The following is a 17549-nucleotide window of genomic DNA, read 5'->3' on the forward strand; positions in this document are numbered from 1 at the left end:
CCGTGTGTGGTGTGGAGCCTAGACACCTCCACCACACCGGAGGTCTTCGCCATGATCAAGACCCAGCCCTGTTAACAACGCTCGTGATCAATACAACTAGGGCGTGTGGCGCAAGTCCCCCCTGTCCGGCGGCGTCCGGCACGCACACGCGCGGCGTTGCCGGGATCACCCCGATACCACCAGTACCGGGGCGACCCTCCGCCGTGCGGTCGCACGCACCGGACGCCGCCGGACCCGCCTTCCGGGCGGACGACGCCTCCGCCCGCTTCAGACCGCGGGCGCCGGTGGTGTCAGGTGCTGGGAGAGCCAGGCGGGCACGCCCCCGAGCAGGCGGAAGAGGCGGGTGGCCTCCGCGCGCAGCCGGGTAGCCTCCGGCTCGGGCTCCGCCTCGGCGAGGGCCGCGAGCGCCGGGGCCGTGCCGACCAGGTAGCCCAGCTCCTCGCGGATGCGCAGGGACTCCGCGAAGCCGTGCCGCGCCTCCGCCAACTCCCCGTCGCGCAGGGCGAGTCCGGCCAGGTGCCGCCACGTGAACGACAGGAGCAGCGCGTCGGCGTGCGCCGTGGCGCCGGCGTGGGCCCTGCGGTACGCGGCCTTCGCGGCCTGCGGGGAATGGGCGATGTGCTCGGCGATGAGGCCGCGGCGGAAGTCGAGCAGGGGGCGCCGCTCGGCGTTCGGGGCGAGCAGCGCGGCGGCCCTGCCGAGCGCGGTCCGCGCCTCGTCGGCCCGGTCGCGTACCCCCAACACCGTTGACGCGTACGCGAGTTGGCCGCGTTCGCAGGCCGCCGCGCCGCGGTCGTCGTCGTCCTCGGCCAGGGCCTCCGCGGTGCGCAGGCTGTCCTCGGCCTCGCCCCAGCCGTCCCCGGTGAACAGGCAGCGCTCGACGAGGAGCGCCGTCCGCTGCACCGCGGGGCCGGCTCCGGGGTGCGGGGCCAGGAGGGCTGCCGCGTCGGTCCAGCAGCCGCGCGAGCGCAGCCGCCATACCGCGGTCTGGAGTGGATCGTCCCCCGCGGTCGTTCCGGTACCAGACATGGCGGTATGCGCCACGTTGCCCTCCCCGAGCACACCATTGAGCTGTTGGGTGCCTGCGTCATGACCCCGGCCGGGCGCGGAGTGATGACACAGGCACTGGGTCGTGGGCGAATCTCAGCATGGATGGCGGCACCGGGCCAAGAGGCCGGGTGAAAGTTTTCACAAAGGGCGGGGGAGGAAACGGGCCCCGGCGGACGGGCGCGTCCGGCCGCCGGGACCCGCTCGCGGGGTCTTTCCTCAGCTCATGCGCAGGGCGAGGAAGAAATCGAGCTTGTCCTCAAGGCGCGAGAGGTCACGGCTCGTCAACTGCTCGATGCGGCCCACCCGGTAGCGCAGGGTGTTGACGTGCAGGTGCAGCCGCGCGGCGCACCGCGTCCAGGAGCCGTCGCAGTCGAGGAACGCCTCCAGGGTGGGGATCAGCTCGGCCCGGTGGCGCTTGTCGTACTCGCGCAGGGGGTCCAGGAGGCGCGCGGTGAAGGCCCGGCGCACGTCGTCCGGCACGAACGGCAGCAGCAGGACGTGCGAGGCCAGCTCCTGGTGCCCGGCCGCGCAGACCCGCCCCGGACGGGCGGCGGCGACCCGGCGGGCGTGCCGCGCCTCCTCCAGGGCGCCGCGCAGGCCCTCCGCGGAGTGCACGGAGGCGCTGACGCCGAGGGTGAGGCGGCCGTCGCCGTCGAGGCCCGCCGAGAGCGGGGCGCGCACCGCCTCCAGGAGCGAGTCGGCGAGCAGGCCCGTCTCCGAGCCGTCGTGCTCGGCCGCGACCGCGGGGAGCGGCACGAGCGCGACGGCCTCGTCGCCCGTGTGCGCGACGGCGATGCGGTCGGAGGGCTCGGGCCCGGCGGGCAGGGAGCCTCCTCTGCCCGCGTCGGCCGGGGCGTCCGGGGACGGGTCGACGAGGATCTCCTCCAGGAGCGACTGGGCCACCGGGCCGCCCTCGATCCCCGCGTCCTCCCACTCCACACGGGCGACCACGACCTGCCAGTGCGGGGCCGCGCCGAGGCCGGGCAGGAGCACGGGGGCCGCGACCCGCAGGCGGGCGGCGATCTCCGCCGGGGCCGCGCCCGTCTGCACCAGTTCGAGGACCTCCTGCGCCAGGCGGCGGCGTACGGTGCGGGCCGCGTCGCGCCGGTCGCGCTCGACGGCGATGAGCTGGGTGACGCCCTGCAGCAGGTCGAGGCGCTCCTCGGGCCAGTCGCCCGCGTCGGCCTCCACGGCCAGCATCCAGTCGGACAGGACGGTCTCGCGCACGTCGCGCGCGCCCGCCGCCCCGCGCGCCCGGCCCTCCGCGGCCGTCAGGGCCGCCCTGCTCCGGATGGGGAACAGCGAGTACGTGACGCCGTCCACCACCACGCGGTGCGGTCCGCGCCGCCCGGTGCGGACGGCGGCCAGGTGCTCCCCGGCGAGGCGTGCGCGGACGGGCCGCGGCAGGGCGGTGCCGCCCGCGCTCGACCCGGCGACGGCGCGTCCGGCGGGGGAGAGGACCCAGGCCCGCAGGTCCAGGTCGCTGCCGAGCAGGTCGAGGACGACATCGGGGCCGCCGCCCGTGGGGCCCGAGGTCATCAGGCGCCGGTGGCGGTCGACGACGGCCGCGAGGTCGCCCGCGCGCTCGCCGGAGACCTGGCGCACGACGTGCTCGGTGATGGTCGCGAAGGCCACGGACTCGTGGACCGCGAAGAGCGGCAGCCGGTGCCGGGCGCAGGCCTCCACGATGTCGTCGGGGACCGCGCCCAGCTCGGCCTCGCCCGCCGCGAGGGCCGCGACGCCCGCGTTGGCGAGGATGCGCACGAAGGGTTCGCTGTCCGCGGCGTCGCGGCGCCAGGCGAGCCCGGTGAGGACCAGCTCGCCGCCCGCGAGGTAGCGGCTGGGGTCCCGCAGGTCCGTGGTCATCACACCGCGCACGGTGCGGTCCAGCTCGTCCTCGCCGCCGAGCAGCCGCAGGCCCAGCGCGTCGGTGTCAAGGAGTGCGCGCAGCCGCATGTGTCGTCGCCGCCGATCTGTCTCGAATGGGGTGTACAAGAAAAAGCGCTCCGTCACGCCGGGACCCTGTGCCGCCGGGTGCCCGCGGTGTCCGGGGGGATGCCGCGAGGTTGCTGAGGCCCGTTCTTCATACGAATCTACAAGACGCGCTGCTTGGCCAGCCAACTCCTTCATGGTTTCGGTGACTGACCCCATCGGAGCACCGGACTGTGTACTTGCCCCACTCCGCGTGAACAGCACATGAACGAGCAGTCGAGGGACCAGCGGCCCCGGTGGCCTGATCGACGTCCCTCACAGCGAACGACCCTCGACACCAAGAAGAGAGCCTCATGGACTTCCTTCGCCCTGCCAGCTGGGAGGAGGCGCTCGCCGCCAAGGCCGAGCACCCCACGGCTGTGCCGATTGCGGGTGGCACCGACGTGATGGTGGAGATCAACTTCGACCACCGTCGTCCCGAGTACCTGCTCGACCTCAACCGCGTCGGCGAGCTGCACGAGTGGGAGGTGGGTGAGGAGACGGTCAGGCTGGGCGCCTCCGTCCCGTACACCCGCATCATGGAGGAACTCCGCACCGAGTTGCCCGGCCTCGCGCTCGCCTCGCACACGGTCGCCTCCCCGCAGATCCGCAACCGCGGCGGCGTCGGCGGCAACCTCGGCACCGCGTCCCCCGCGGGCGACGCCCACCCGGCGCTGCTCGCCGCCGGCTGCGAGGTCGAGGTGGAGTCGGTGCGCGGCGCGCGCCGCATCCCCATCGACGACTTCTACACCGGCGTGAAGCGCAACGCGCTCGCCGCGGACGAGCTGATCAGGGCCGTCCACATCAAGAAGGCCGACGGGCCGCAGCAGTACTCCAAGGTCGGCACCCGCAACGCCATGGTCATCGCCGTGTGCGCCTTCGGCATCGCGCTGCACCCCGCGACCCGGACCGTGCGGACCGGCATCGGCTCCGCCGCGCCGACCCCCGTCCGGGCGAAGGCGGCCGAGGAGTTCCTGAACGCCGCGCTCGACGAGGGCGGCTTCTGGGACAGCAAGAAGATCATCACGCCCTCGATCGCCAAGCAGTTCGCGGAGCTCGCCTCCGGAGCCGCCAACCCGATCGACGACGTACGCGGCACGGCGAGCTACCGCCGGCACGCCGTCGGCATCATGGCCCGCCGCACGCTCGGCTGGACCTGGGAGTCGTACCGCGGCGCGGGCCGCAGCACAGAGGGAGTCGCATGATGCGCGTGAACTTCACGGTCAACGGCCGGCAGCAGGAAGCGGACGACGTCTGGGAGGGCGAGTCCCTCCTGTACGTGCTGCGCGAGCGCATGGGGCTCCCCGGCTCCAAGAACGCCTGCGAGCAGGGCGAGTGCGGTTCCTGCACCGTCCGTCTCGACGGGGTGCCGGTCTGCTCGTGCCTGGTGGCCGCCGGGCAGGTGGAGGGCCGCGAGGTCGTCACCGTCGAGGGGCTCGCCGACTTCGCCAGGCAGCGCGACGAGCACGGCGGCTGCGCGTCCGGCGCCTGCGGCACCTCGCTCCAGGACGCCCGGGAGTGGAACGCCGGCGGCCGGGACCCGCAGCCTAGCGAGGGCGGCGGTGCCTCCCCGCGCGCCGCGCTCTCGCCGATCCAGCAGGCGTTCATCGACGCCGGCGCCGTCCAGTGCGGCTTCTGCACCCCCGGCCTGCTCGTCGCGGCCGACGAGATGCTGGAGAAGAACCCGCAGCCGACCGACGCCGACATCCGCGAGGCGCTCTCGGGCAACCTCTGCCGCTGCACCGGCTACGAGAAGATCCTGGACGCCGTCCGCCTCGCGGCCGCCCGCCAGGACCGCGCACCCCAGGAAGGCGTCGTCTGATCATGGGAACGACCGGAGCCCCCACCAAGATCACGCAGGGTTCGCAGACCAGGGGCGGCATCGGCGAGTCGACGCTGCGCCCCGACGGCACCCTGAAGGTGACCGGCGAGTTCGCGTACTCCTCGGACATGTGGCACGAGGACATGCTCTGGGGCCAGACGCTCCGCAGCACCGTCGCCCACGCCGAGATCGTCTCGATCGACACCGCCGAGGCCCTGGCCATGGACGGCGTCTACGCGGTCATGACGTACGACGACCTGCCGGCCCCGATGAAGAACTACGGCCTGGAGATCCAGGACACCCCGGTGCTCGCCCACGGCAAGGTCCGCCACCACGGCGAGCCGGTCGCCATCGTCGCCGCCGACCACCCGGAGACCGCGCGCCGCGCCGCCGCCAAGATCCGCATCGAGTACAAGGAGCTGCCGCTCATCACCGACGAGGCCTCGGCGACCGCTCCCGACGCCGTGCTCGTCCACGAGGGCCGCGACGACCACCACATCGGTCACGTGCCGCACCCCAACATCGTGCACCGCCAGCCGATCGTGCGCGGCGACGCCGCCGAGGCCGCCAAGAAGGCCGACGTCATCGTCACGGGCGAGTACACCTTCGGCATGCAGGACCAGGCCTTCCTCGGCCCGGAGTCCGGCCTCGCCGTGCCGTCCGAGGACGGCGGTGTCGAGCTGTACGTCGCCACCCAGTGGCTGCACTCGGACCTCAAGCAGATCGCCCCCGTCCTCGGCCTGCCCGAGGAGAAGGTGCGCATGACGCTCTCCGGCGTCGGCGGCGCCTTCGGCGGGCGCGAGGACATCTCGATGCAGATCCACGCCTGCCTCCTCGCGCTGCGCACCGGCAAGCCGGTCAAGATCGTCTACAACCGCTTCGAGTCCTTCTTCGGCCACGTGCACCGCCACCCGGCGAAGCTCCACTACGAGCACGGCGCCACCAGGGACGGCAAGCTCACGCACATGAAGTGCAAGATCGTCCTGGACGGCGGGGCCTACGCGTCGGCCTCCCCGGCCGTGGTCGGCAACGCCGCCTCGCTGTCGGTCGGCCCGTACGTGATCGACGACGTCGACATCGAGGCCGTCGCGCTCTACAGCAACAACCCGCCCTGCGGCGCCATGCGCGGCTTCGGCGCCGTGCAGGCGTGCTTCGCCTACGAGGCGCAGATGGACAAGCTGGCCGCGGAGCTGGGCATGGACCCCGTCGAGTTCCGGCAGCTCAACGCCATGGAGCAGGGCACGCTCCTGCCCACCGGGCAGCGCGTCGACTCGCCGGCCCCGGTCGCCGAGATCCTGCGCCGCGTCAAGGCCCGCCCGCTGCCGCCCGAGCGCCAGTGGGAGTCCAGCGAGGGCGCCGACGTGCGCCAGCTGCCCGGCGGCCTGTCCAACACCACGCACGGCGAAGGCGTCGTACGCGGTGTGGGCTACGCGGTGGGCATCAAGAACGTCGGCTTCTCCGAGGGCTTCGACGACTACTCCACCGCCAAGGTCCGCATGGAGGTCATCAACGGCGAGCCCGTCGCGACCGTGCACACGGCCATGGCCGAGGTCGGGCAGGGCGGTGTCACCGTCCACGCGCAGATCGCGCGGACCGAGCTGGGCGTCACGCAGGTGACCATCCACCCGGCCGACACGCAGGTGGGCAGCGCGGGCTCGACGTCCGCGTCGCGCCAGACGTACGTCACGGGCGGCGCCGTCAAGAACTCCTGCGAGCTGGTGCGGGAGAAGGTCCTGGAGATCGGCCGCCGCAAGTTCGGCTCCTACCACCCCGCGTGGGCCACCGCCGAGCTGGTCCTGGAGGGCGGCAAGGTCGTCACCGACGGCGGCGAGGTCCTCGGTGACCTCGTCGACGTCCTGGAGGACGAGAGCGTCGAGGTCGAGGCCGAGTGGCGGCACCGCCCCACCGTCCCCTTCGACCTCGTGACCGGACAGGGCGACGGCCACGTCCAGTACTCCTTCGCCGCGCACCGCGCGGTCGTCGAGGTCGACACCGAGCTGGGCCTGGTCAAGGTCATCGAGCTGGCCTGCGCCCAGGACGTCGGCAAGGCGCTCAACCCGCTGTCCGTGGTCGGCCAGATCCAGGGCGGCACCACCCAGGGCCTGGGCGTCGCGGTCATGGAGGAGATCATCGTCGACCCGAGGACCGCGAAGGTCAGGAACCCCTCCTTCACGGACTACCTGATCCCCACCATCCTCGACACCCCGACCATCCCGGTCGACGTGCTCGAACTCGCCGACGAGCACGCCCCGTACGGGCTGCGCGGCATCGGCGAGGCCCCGACCCTCTCCTCGACCCCGGCCGTCCTCGCGGCGATCCGGAACGCGACGGGTCTGGAACTGAACAAGACGCCGGTACGCCCCGAGCACCTCACCGGCATGTAGCGCACCGCCGGGGTGGCCCCACCCCGGCCCTTCCCCCCTCTCCAAGCTCTCCGAGCGGTGCGGGCGGACCCGGAACGTCACACTTCCCCGCCCGCGCCGCCCGGAGTCGGCCTCCCCCTCCCCACGCGGGAGCGTCGTTCGTCTCGGGCCGTCCCCCGGGTCGTGCAGCCAATGCACCATCCCAAATCCCGCAACTCGTGCGGGTGCCCCTGTGAACCTTGGGAGTAGGCACCATGACCCAGTCGTCAGTGGAGCCCAGGACCGGCGCGGAGGACGCGGGCCCCGGCTCACGCGTCCCGGCCGGCAGGTCCTGGCTCGACCGGTACTTTCACATATCCCTGCGGGGATCGACGGTCGCGCGCGAGGTGCGCGGCGGCATCACCACCTTCATGGCGATGGCGTACATCGTCCTGCTCAACCCCGTCCTGCTCTCCGGCAAGGACGCGGCGGGCGACACCATGGGCCAGAAGGCCCTGATCACCGCGACGGCGCTCGCCGCGGCGGTCACCACGCTCCTGATGGGCTTCATCGGCAAGGTGCCGCTCGCCCTGGCCGCCGGGCTCTCGGTGTCCGGAGTGATCTCGTCCCAGGTCGCCCCCCAGATGACCTGGCCGCAGGCCATGGGCATGTGCGTGATGTACGGCGTGGTGATCATGCTTCTGGTGGTCACCGGGCTGCGCGAGATGATCATGAACGCCATCCCGCTCGCCCTGAAGCACGGCATCACCATGGGCATCGGCCTGTTCATCGCCATCATCGGCCTGGTCAAGGGCGGCTTCGTGCACCCCGGCAAGGCCACCCCGCTCTCCCTCGGCCCGGCCGGCGAACTCTCCGGCTGGCCCGTCCTGCTCTTCGCGGGCACGCTGCTCCTGATCTTCATGCTCCAGGCGCGCAACACCCCCGGCGCGATCCTGATCGGCATCGTCACCGGCACCGTCGTGGCCGTCGTGCTCAACGCGTTCGACGTCATCGACCCGAAGCAGTGGGCGAACGGCGCCCCCGAGCTGCACGGCGGCGCGGTCTCCTCGCCCGACTTCTCGCTCCTCGGCGACGTCGAGTTCGGCGGCTGGGGCGAGGTCGGCGCGATGACCGTCGGCATGATCGTCTTCACCCTCGTGCTCGCCGGCTTCTTCGACGCGATGGCCACCATCATCGGCGTCGGCACCGAGGCCAACCTCGCCGACGAGAAGGGCCGCATGCCCGGCCTGTCCAAGGCGCTGTTCATCGACGGCGCGGGCGGCGCGATCGGCGGCGTGGCGGGCGGCTCGGGCCAGACCGTGTTCGTGGAGTCCGCGACCGGCGTCGGCGAAGGCGCGCGCACCGGCCTCTCCTCGGTCGTCACCGGACTCTTCTTCGCGGCCTGCCTCTTCTTCACCCCCGTCACCGCGATCGTGCCCCAGGAGGTCGCCTCCGCCGCGCTCGTCGTCATCGGAGCGATGATGATGATGAACGCACGGCACGTCGACTGGGCCGACCGCGCCACCGCCATCCCGGTCTTCCTGACCGTCGTGCTCATGCCCTTCACGTACACCATCACCACCGGTGTCGCGGCGGGCGTCATCTCCTGGGTCGCCATCAAGGCCGCACAGGGCAAGGCGCGCGAGATCGGCGCCTTCATGTGGGGCCTGACGCTCGTCTTCATCGTCTACTTCGCCCTCAACCCCATCGAGAGCTGGCTCGGCGTCCACTGACGCCCGCGCCCGCCGCACATCCGCAGAGCCCGAGCCCGGTCCGCCGGGCCGCCGAACGCCTTCGAGGAGGCCGACATGCTGGACATCGCCGACGAGCTGCACCGGTGGGTCGAGCAGGGACGCGACTTCGCCGTCGCCACCGTGGTGGCGGTCGGCGGGAGCGCGCCCCGGCAACCGGGCGCCGCGCTCGCCGTCGACAGCGAGGGCACGGCGATCGGCTCGGTCTCCGGCGGCTGTGTGGAGGGCGCCGTGTACGAACTGTGCCGGCAGTCGCTCGCGGACGGCGAGACCGTCGTCGAACGCTTCGGCTACAGCGACGACGACGCCTTCGCCGTGGGCCTGACCTGCGGCGGCGTCATCGACATCCTCGTCACCCCGGTCCGCGCGGACGACGCGGTACGGCCGGTGCTCGCCACCGCGCTCGCCACGGCGTCCGCGGGGGAGGCGGTGGCGGTCGCCCGGGTCACCTCGGGCCCCGCCGAACTGCTCGGCCGCGCCCTCCTCGTCCGCCCCACCGGGGGGTACGAGGGCGGGCTCGGCGGGCATCCGGAGCTGGACCGCACGGTGGCGGAGGAGGCGCGGGCCCTGCTCGACGCCGGGCGCACCGCGACCGTGGAGATCGGCGCGGACGGGTCGCGGTGCGGCCGGCCGCTCGACATCCTCGTCGAGTCCGGCGTGGAGCCGCCCCGCATGATCGTCTTCGGTGCGATCGACTTCGCCTCGGCGCTGGTACGGGTCGGCAAGTTCCTCGGGTACCACGTGACCGTGTGCGACGCGCGCCCCGTCTTCGCGACGCCCGCCCGCTTCCCCGACGCCGACGAGATCGTCGTCGAGTGGCCCCACCGGTACCTGGAGCGCACCCCCGTCGACGCCCGTACCGTCCTCTGCGTCCTCACCCACGACGCCAAGTTCGACGTGCCGCTCCTCCGCCACGCGCTGCGGCTGCCCGTCGCCTACGTCGGTGCCATGGGCTCCCGCCGCACCCACGAGGACCGCAACCGCCGGCTGCGCGAGGCCGGCGTCACGGAGCTCGAACTGGCCCGGCTGCGCTCACCCATCGGCCTCGACCTCGGGGCGCGGACGCCCGAGGAGACCGCCCTGTCCATCGCCTCGGAGATCGTCGCCGACCGCCGCGGCGGCAGCGGGGTCTCCCTGACGGGGGCGCACACGCCCATCCACCCGGACGACCGGCGCGGCCCCGCGGGGCGGATCGGCTCCGTGGCGTGACGGCGCGGGGCGGGCTCAGCCCCGCGCGGCCCTCCCGCCCTCGGTGAGCCGTCGTACGACCCGGCGGAACACGAGGCGGCCCGCGACGGACAGCACCCCGTCGAAGAACCCCGGCAGCCACCGCACGCGCAGGTCCTCGTGCCAGGACACGGTGGAGCCCGTGACCGCCTCGCGCACCTGGAACTCCGCCCATCCCGTGACGAAGAGGCCCCGTTTCTCCAGACGGCACCGGCCCGGGGTGCCGCCCAGCGGCGGGCGCCACTCGACGACCTCCATGGCGTCGTCGAAGGCGGCGGGGCCGAGCGCGGTACGGGCGACGAAGAGCGTGCCCACCCCGGTCGGCGGCGGCGTGCGGACGGTGACGCGGGTGAAGGGCACGGAGTCGCCGTGCCGCTCCCACTCGGTCAGCCGGTGCCATGCCTCGGCGGGGAACAGGGGCGAGTGCTCGGCGAACTGGAAGACGGCCACACCCCAGAGCCTGCCAGGTCTCCGGCCGCCGGGCCCCCTGAACGCGCCCGGCACCCGGCGCCCAGCACCCGCACCCGGAGGTCCTCCCTAGCGGTAGACCTTGCCCGGTTCGGCCTTGCCGGGGGCGAGGAGCTGGGGGACGGTCACGAAGACGTAGCCGCGCTTCTTCAGCTCGGCGATGACGCCGGGCACGGCCGGCACGGTGCCCTGGTAGATGTCGTGCAGCAGGATGATGCCGTCCCGCTTCGTCTGGTCGACGACCCGCTTCCGGATCAGCTCGGAGTCATCGGTCGTGTAGTCCTTGGCGGTGACGGTCCACAGGACCTCCGCGAGGCCGAGCTCCTCGGAGATCTTGTGGATGTCGCCGTTGGTGCGCCCCTGCGGCGGCCGCATCAGCGTCGGCTTCTTGCCTATGAGCTTCTCTATCGCGTCGTTGGGACGCTGGAGCTCCCGGCGTGCCTCGGCCTTGCCGATCTTGGTCAGGATCTTGTGCGACCAGGTGTGGCTCGCGACCTCGTGACCCTCGCGGTCCATCTGCTTGACCAGCTCGGGGTACTTCACGATGTGGTTCCTGCCGAGCGTGAAGAAGGTGGCGGGCACCTTCTCCTTCTTGAGGATCTTCAGCAGCCGGGGCGTGTTCTCGCTCGGCCCCGCGTCGAAGGTCAGCGCCACGCACTTGGCCTTGCGGCAGTCGACCGTCCCGAACTCCGCGGGCGCCGCCTCCGACGCCTCCTTCCGCACGGAGCTGGGAGACGTGGTCTCCAGCTTGGTGCAGCCGGTCAGGGCGACGGCGAGAGCCGCCCCCGCCGCGAGGACGGGGGCGGTGCGACGCAACCTTCCGGACGAGGGCGTCGTCTTGCAGGCAGCAGGCGTGTTCGAAGCGGGCATGCGAGCACTATACACGCGGCGTATACACCGAGTTTATAGCGGTTTCGTCGCCGGGTGCGCCGCAGCCGGACGCAGAGGCCGGTCAGACCGAGAGCACCCTGATGGAGGGGTGGATCGCCGTGTTCAGGTAGAGCCGCTCCTTCTTGCCCTCCTGCTCCAGCTCCATCACGAGCCGGTACCGGTACAGGCCGGGCCGCGCGGTGCTCATGACCGTGCCTGCCCAGTAGTAGTAGACGGGCGTGAACTTGTCGCGCATGCGGTCCGGCATCCCGTAGATCTTCAGTTCGTTGAAGATCCGGCGCTCCGCGACGTCCTCCTCGTCGCCCAGCTCGGTGTCGAGGAAGACGATGTTGTTGATCTTCGGCATGGGGGGCCAGGTGCCGTCCAGGCGCTTCTCCATGTCGATGGGGCGCACGATCCAGTTGATGACCTGCCCCTGCTTGCAGACCGTCTCCAGGGACGACGTGCCCTGGCCCTTGCCGCCGACGCTGTTGTCCATCATGTACATCGCGTCGCTCAGCGAGCCCGTCTCCGTGGCCCGCTCCATGTTGATGAGCGTGACGACGTTGAGCTGGACCGAGTTCAGCTGGCCGGGGTTCTGCTTCTCCTGTGTGCCCGTGTGCGTGCGTGTGCCCGTGGCCGTGCGCGTGCTCGTGCTCACCGCTCCTCCTTCGCGTACGCGGTCATGGCTGTCCGGTCACTGGCCGACGAGGGACGACGACAGGGTCGCGGTGACCGGCTCGTCGCGCGTGCCCAGCTTGAACGCGATCTGGTACGTGACCGGTTCGGGACCCGCCTTCTTCACGGTCCCGGTCCAGTACGAGACGTCGGTGCCGGGGTACACCTTCCGCTCCGGCTCGCAGACCTCGGGGTCGATCACGATGCTCTCGATGCTGACGTATGCCTCGCACTCCAGCGCCAGACAGTTCCACAGCAGGACGTCGCCGCGCTTGGTCCTGGTCCGCAGCTCCTCGGTGCCGAACCCCGTGGAGCCGCCCGCGCGGTTCGTGTCGTACATGTACAGGTGGCCCTCCGTGTTGCCGGCCGCGAGCGCCCCCACGGCGTCCACGACGGCGGTGATGGAGATGGGCCGCTTCGCGGCGGTCTCCCGCGGCTTGGCTTTGGTGGTCATCCGTTCCTCCTCGTCCGGTGGGATCTTCAGGCGCCCCGGCCGGGGGGCGTGTGCGGGATCGGCAGCGGGCCGACACCCGCCTTGGTGAACGCGTTGCGCCGCGGCTCCGAGGAGATCTTCAGCGCCGACGCGCACGTCAGGTTCACGGGCTCCCACCGGAGTTCGCCGTTGACCTGCGCCAGCTTGTGCAGCTGGATGCGCATCATGTACGAGTACGTGCCGGGGCGTGACGTGTCGACGGTCGCCGACCAGTACCAGCCGTCGGTCACCATGTCCGGGGAGCCGTACTCCGCCGGATACATGATCTTGGCGTCGACCGCCTCGCCGTAGATGTCCGTGATCACCGGGGCCGGGTAGCTGTGCGCGCCCGTGCCGTCCTCCGTGACGACCTGGCCGGTGACGTCGAGGATCTTCGCGCCGGACATCCGGCCGCTGGTGCGCCGCGTCGTCTTGAGGCGCGTCCCGGTCTTCCTGCGGATGCGGTTCAGCTCGCCCGCCGCGTCCAGGCCGGCCACCGAGGACTTGTTCGCCAGGTCGTGCAGCTCGGCCAGGGCCTCCTCGTCGCTCTGCCGCGCCCGGTCGGCCTCATAGCCGCGCGGGACGGTCGGCGGGATGGAACCCAGGCTGTACGGCAGCCAGTTGAGCACCTGCTCGCTGGCCTGGGAGCCGTCGCGCCAGTAGGAGCCGTTGATCGCGGTCACGAGCTCGCCGGTCCCCTGGTTCTCGGAGCCGTGCAGCTTCATGTTGTCGAACAGATAGGTGTTGCCTTCGAGGGTGCTGGTCGCCAGCGCGTTGCCGACGTCCACGAGCACGATGATCGCCAACTGTTGGGGCATGTCTCCGCCTTCGTCGTCGTTCCCGGCACGGCCGTCGTCGGGACGGCCGCTACTGGCACATCAGCGCGGGCGTCTCGACGTGCATGACGCTGTGGGCGCCCTCGTACATCTGGAACTCGATGCGGTACTGGTACGGGACGCCCGGGGTCATCCAGTGCGGCACCACGCCGGTCCACACGTCGAGGTCGAGCTTCTCGCCCGCCGTGTCCTGCTCGCCGTGCGCTTCCCGGCCGTACGCTCCCTGGCCCTGGGCCCCGGGCGCCCGGACACCGGGGCCGGGGACCGCCACGCCCATGCCGGGCGCCGCGGCGGTGGCGGTGCCGCGCAGGGGCTCGGCGCCGCCGCCCGTGCCGTGGCTCTGGCCGGCCTGCGCCCGGCCCGCCTGCGCCTGGCCCGCGTAGGCCGGACCCGCGTGGCTCCCGTCGTGGGAGGCGTGGCCGTTCGACGGGGCGAACGAGATGTTCTTGATCTCGACCGGTGTCTGGAGGTCCACGGCGAGCGCGGTCCACGAGACGACCTGTCCGGGCTTGACGATGGTGACGAGGTCCGCCGTCCCCTGGTGGGAACTGTCGAACGGTCCGTCGTCCACCATGCAGAGATTGCCGTCGTGCAGGCCCCTGATCGACAGGGCCCCGATGACGTCCACGACGGCGATGATGTTCACCTGCGATTTCATTCCACTCCTGTCCTCGCACCTGGTGGTCGCGCGCGGTGCCCCGCGCCTAGCCGCGGTCCCGCACGAGCGGGACCTTTCCGACAGCCGTCCGCTCGATCTCCGCGGACAGCCTGGGTACGAACGTGAGCTGGAAGGTGTAGCCGGTCGCCTCGAACGACGCGGCGTTCGCCTCCCCGTGGTTGAAGAGGGAGAGGGCGCGCGGCAGGGCGTTCACGAAGAGCCGCTGGAGGCCGTAGGGCCCGAGCACCGTGTCGGCCCGGTAGCTCAGGCCGAGCACGTCGTCCACCGACGCGTACAGCTGGATGCGCTTGGCCTCGCGGTGGTTGACGAACTGCACGTCGTGCGCCACCGCGTCCAGGTCGACCACCTCGGCGGCCTTCAGCTCGTCGCGCAGCACGGCGTACGCCCGGACCGCCGAGTACTGGCTGTCGTTGATGTGCAGCACGTCGCCCGTGCGCCCCGCGAACTCGAACTGCCGCGTCTTGAGGCCGGGGCCCTCCGTGCGCGGCCGGTGGACCATCCGGTCGCCCAGCTTCAGGCGCAGCAGCGGTGTCTCGTGGGCGTGCAGCCGCGTGACGACGAGCTCGCCCTCCTCGCCCTCGGCGACCTGGCGCCCTTCCTCGTCGACGATCTCGATGAAGTGCAGCCCCGGGACGGCCGACAGACAGGGGGACTCGGCGTCCAGTTGCAGCCCCACGGTCTCCGCCTGGGTGGCCGCGAAGTAGCTGAGGATCGCCAGGTTCGGGTACAGCGCCTTGAGCTCCACCCGCTTGCGCTGCGGCAGCACGCCGCTGCCGTACAGGGCGACGCGGAAGCTGTCGCGGTACTCCTGGCGCATGCCCGCGCCCAGCTCGGCGAGGATCGCGATGCCCGCGGAGATCCCCATCAGGGCCTTCGGGCCCCGATAGGAGAACATGTGTTCAAGGACCGGGGCGGTGACGGGCCCCGCTCCCACGTAGTTGACCCCGGGCACCTGCTGGAGCACCCCGCCGACCATCGTCCCGCTGCTCCACATCTGGTAGTCGGCCAGCGTGGTGAACAGCCACTTCGGATCGGTGCCCGCGAGGTGCGGCGCGAGCTGGTACGCCCCCATGAAGCGGCCCGCGATCTCGTACGTGTCGCGCAGCTCCCGCAGGGCGTAGACGATCTCCAGGGGGCGGCCGCCGCTGGTGCCGCCGCTCGCCACGATCTCGAAGTCGCCGCGGGTGAGGGGCACCACCATGCCGGGCCGTGACTCCATGAAGAAGTCGCGCTGCACGTCCTTGTCGGACAGCGGGACGCGCTGCCACTCCTCGTACGTGCGCGGGGCCTCCGTGAGGCCGGCGCCGCGCAGCCTCTCGCGCCAGAGGGGGTTGAGCAGCACGGTGTTGACCATCTGCTGGAGCCTGCGCAGGACGAGGGCGTCCTGTACCTCGTGGGTGATCTCGCTGTAGAGGGTCTGGCAGACCCGCTCGCACTCGCGCATCTTGCTCGCGAACGAGGGGAGCACGGTCACGGCCTCGACGGACTCCGGACGCAGCTCCCATTCGGGGATGAGCCATTCGGCCAGCTCGCGGGCCCCGCTCGGAGCGGGGGCCGCCGGTGGAACACGTGTTACCTGTGGGGCGTGCGATGTACTCAACATCCGTCCTCTCTAGGCTTTACCGGTTCCCTCGTCATGTGCGATCAGGTCCCGCCCCGTCCTCTTGATCTCGGAGAGCAGCATCCTGAAGTGCTCGGTGGTGATCTGGTGGTTCATCATGACGACGCGCAGTGCGGCCACCCCGTCGATGTCCACCTTCGATATGAAGAAGTTCCCCGCACTCTTCACCCGGTTCCTGATGGCGACCTGGAGATGGTGGAGCGCCTTCGTGTCCGGCTTCTTTCCCGGCCTTCCCCCGAAATCGGCGGGGTGGTACCGGAAGCAGAGAATGTTCGCCTCGGGGCGGTGCGGTGTCTCGAAGTCGGGATCGGCCCGCAGAATGCCGTGGGCCTCGCCGGTCAGCCGGCACAGATACTCGATCTTCTCCGCGAAAAGCGACCTTCCGTACATGGCCCACAGCGTCCAGAGGGTCATGACCATCGGGCGTTTCGTGCACTCGAAATTCTTGCCCCCGCTGTCGAAGGCGGTGTAGATGTCCTGCTCTTCCTCGAAGACGTAACTCGCCTTCTGGCGGAAGGCCGAAAGGGCCGTTTCCCTGTTCCGGTAGAAGAGCATCGTGCAGGGCGCGGGCACGAACATCATCTTGTGCGCGTCCCAGGTCAGGGAGTCCGCCCTCTCGATGCCCCGCAGCTTCCCGCGGAGCGCGTCGGAGACGAGCAGGCTGGCGCCGTGCGCGCCGTCCACGTGCAGCCAGAGGTCCTGCTCCGCGGCCAGGTCCGCGAGGTCGTCGAGCGGGTCGAAGGCGCCGACCGACGTGCTGCCGGCCGACGCGACCAGGCAGAAGACCCTGAGGTTCTGCCGCTCGGCCGCCGCCAGGGCCGCCCGTGCCTCGCCCACGTCGATCTGCTGCCGCCTGTTCAGCGGCAGGCGGACGAGCTGCGCGTCGCCGATGCCGAGCACGCCGGCCGCCCGCGCCACGCTGTAGTGCACGTCCGCGCCGACGGCGATGGCGGGCCTCGGCTGGCCGCGGACGGCGGACGCGCCCTGTGACCAGTAGCCGGGCAGCTTCTCGTTCCGCGCGGCGAGCAGCGCGGTCAGGTTGGCCAGCGAACCGCCCGACGTGGTCACCATGGTGAAGCGGTCGGGGTCGTAGCCGATGAAGCGGTTCAGCTCCTCGGCCATGATGCGCTCCACGGCGTTGGGCAACTGCCCCGCCTCGTAGAACGACGCGGGCTGGCTGACCATGGAGCTCACGAAGTCGATGACGCCCGCGAGCGGTACGACGCCCGAGAACTGCCGGCCCATGTAGCCCGGCGAGAGCACCTGGATGCCCGTCCTGACGTACAGGTCGATGATGCCCGTGAGCCGTTCCTCGTCGAAGGCGGCGACCGTGTCCCGCTGGGGCGTCATCAGGGCCCTCGCCGCCCGGGTCAACTGCTCGGGGTCGATCAGTTCGAGCCCTCTGATCGAGAGGTCCGAAAGATGTTTCTCCAGTTTCGCGAGGGCGGTTTCCGAACTCTCCCTGAACAGTTGCGGATCAAACGCTTCGAGCAGTAAGCCGCTCGGCTCCGATCCGGGTTCGCTCGACCGAGGTTCCGTCACTGGGGTCCCCCCTCTTCTTGGAATTCCCCGTGGTGCCCGACGTATGGGGTGAGGGCATGCGTCACCCACGCAGGGCGGCGAAATCCGGCTGGTCGAACCGGATCGCGACGTCATTCCGTACGCGACGCGTCGAACGTCGTGCGTACGGGATTACCCCTCCGAGAACTACACGCGGCAGACGTCCCCCCGGCATGGTCAGTGCCTGCCCCCACAGCGAACA

At 71.4% G+C, this 17549-nt stretch carries 15 protein-coding genes; 5 read left to right on the forward strand and 10 right to left on the reverse strand.

What is annotated here, in order from left to right; translation table 11 throughout:
* Positions 1-267 precede the first annotated feature (267 nt).
* Together AB0I16_RS24480 and AB0I16_RS24485 are read right to left on the reverse strand one after the other, a co-directional pair.
* Positions 268-1029: a hypothetical protein gene (locus tag AB0I16_RS24480; RefSeq protein WP_363251665.1), complete on the reverse strand. Its 762-nt coding sequence runs from the start codon at positions 1027-1029 to the stop codon at positions 268-270.
* A 237-nt stretch (positions 1030-1266) separates the two neighbouring features.
* Complete coding sequence (locus AB0I16_RS24485; RefSeq protein ID WP_363251666.1) at positions 1267-3006, reverse strand: PucR family transcriptional regulator ligand-binding domain-containing protein; 1740 nt, start codon at positions 3004-3006, stop codon at positions 1267-1269.
* 329 nt (positions 3007-3335) lie between these two features.
* On the opposite strand from AB0I16_RS24485, the gene AB0I16_RS24490 reads away from it, so the two are divergent.
* The 5 genes from AB0I16_RS24490 (at position 3336) to AB0I16_RS24510 (ending at position 10145) form a co-directional block, all read left to right on the forward strand.
* Positions 3336-4226, forward strand: coding sequence for an FAD binding domain-containing protein (locus tag AB0I16_RS24490; RefSeq protein ID WP_363251667.1), 891 nt, complete (start codon positions 3336-3338; stop codon positions 4224-4226).
* Entirely contained in the window at positions 4226-4843 is a 618-nt protein-coding gene (locus tag AB0I16_RS24495; RefSeq protein ID WP_363251766.1) for a (2Fe-2S)-binding protein, read from the forward strand. The genes AB0I16_RS24490 and AB0I16_RS24495 overlap by 1 nt, the downstream gene beginning before the upstream one ends.
* A gap of 2 nt (positions 4844-4845) precedes the next feature.
* Positions 4846-7227 (forward strand): xanthine dehydrogenase subunit D, encoded by a 2382-nt coding sequence (pucD, locus tag AB0I16_RS24500; RefSeq protein ID WP_363251668.1) that lies wholly within the window; start codon positions 4846-4848, stop codon positions 7225-7227.
* 233 nt (positions 7228-7460) lie between these two features.
* Complete coding sequence (locus tag AB0I16_RS24505) at positions 7461-8918, forward strand: NCS2 family permease (RefSeq protein WP_363251669.1); 1458 nt, start codon at positions 7461-7463, stop codon at positions 8916-8918.
* A 75-nt stretch (positions 8919-8993) separates the two neighbouring features.
* On the forward strand, positions 8994-10145 hold the full coding sequence (locus tag AB0I16_RS24510; protein WP_363251670.1) for an XdhC/CoxI family protein: 1152 nt from the start codon (positions 8994-8996) through the stop codon (positions 10143-10145).
* A 15-nt stretch (positions 10146-10160) separates the two neighbouring features.
* Here the strand turns inward: AB0I16_RS24510 and AB0I16_RS24515 are convergent, their stop codons facing one another.
* The 8 genes from AB0I16_RS24515 to AB0I16_RS24550 form a co-directional block, all read right to left on the reverse strand.
* Positions 10161-10613 carry an SRPBCC family protein gene (locus AB0I16_RS24515; protein WP_363251671.1) on the reverse strand — a complete coding sequence of 151 codons (453 nt, stop codon included), beginning with the start codon at positions 10611-10613 and terminating at the stop codon, positions 10161-10163.
* Between the two features lie 87 nt (positions 10614-10700).
* Positions 10701-11501, reverse strand: coding sequence for a polysaccharide deacetylase family protein (locus tag AB0I16_RS24520; RefSeq protein WP_363251672.1), 801 nt, complete (start codon positions 11499-11501; stop codon positions 10701-10703).
* An 82-nt stretch (positions 11502-11583) separates the two neighbouring features.
* Positions 11584-12162 carry a hypothetical protein gene (locus AB0I16_RS24525; protein ID WP_363251673.1) on the reverse strand — a complete coding sequence of 193 codons (579 nt, stop codon included), beginning with the start codon at positions 12160-12162 and terminating at the stop codon, positions 11584-11586.
* Between the two features lie 36 nt (positions 12163-12198).
* A complete protein-coding gene (locus tag AB0I16_RS24530; protein ID WP_363251675.1) occupies positions 12199-12633 on the reverse strand; it encodes a hypothetical protein in 435 nt (144 codons plus the stop codon).
* A gap of 26 nt (positions 12634-12659) precedes the next feature.
* Positions 12660-13469, reverse strand: a complete 810-nt coding sequence (locus tag AB0I16_RS24535; RefSeq protein ID WP_363251676.1) for a hypothetical protein — start codon at positions 13467-13469, stop codon at positions 12660-12662.
* Between the two features lie 49 nt (positions 13470-13518).
* Positions 13519-14145: a hypothetical protein gene (locus AB0I16_RS24540; RefSeq protein WP_363251678.1), complete on the reverse strand. Its 627-nt coding sequence runs from the start codon at positions 14143-14145 to the stop codon at positions 13519-13521.
* 46 nt (positions 14146-14191) lie between these two features.
* Positions 14192-15769, reverse strand: coding sequence for a hypothetical protein (locus tag AB0I16_RS24545; RefSeq protein ID WP_363251679.1), 1578 nt, complete (start codon positions 15767-15769; stop codon positions 14192-14194).
* Between the two features lie 9 nt (positions 15770-15778).
* The gene (locus AB0I16_RS24550) at positions 15779-17329 is read right to left on the reverse strand and encodes a pyridoxal-dependent decarboxylase (protein ID WP_363251680.1); all 1551 of its coding nucleotides are present in this window, start codon (positions 17327-17329) and stop codon (positions 15779-15781) included.
* Positions 17330-17549: the final 220 nt, after the last annotated feature.

The sequence above is a fragment of the Streptomyces sp. NPDC050703 genome, assembly GCF_040654435.1.
In the GTDB taxonomy this organism is placed as follows: Bacteria; Actinomycetota; Actinomycetes; order Streptomycetales; family Streptomycetaceae; genus Streptomyces.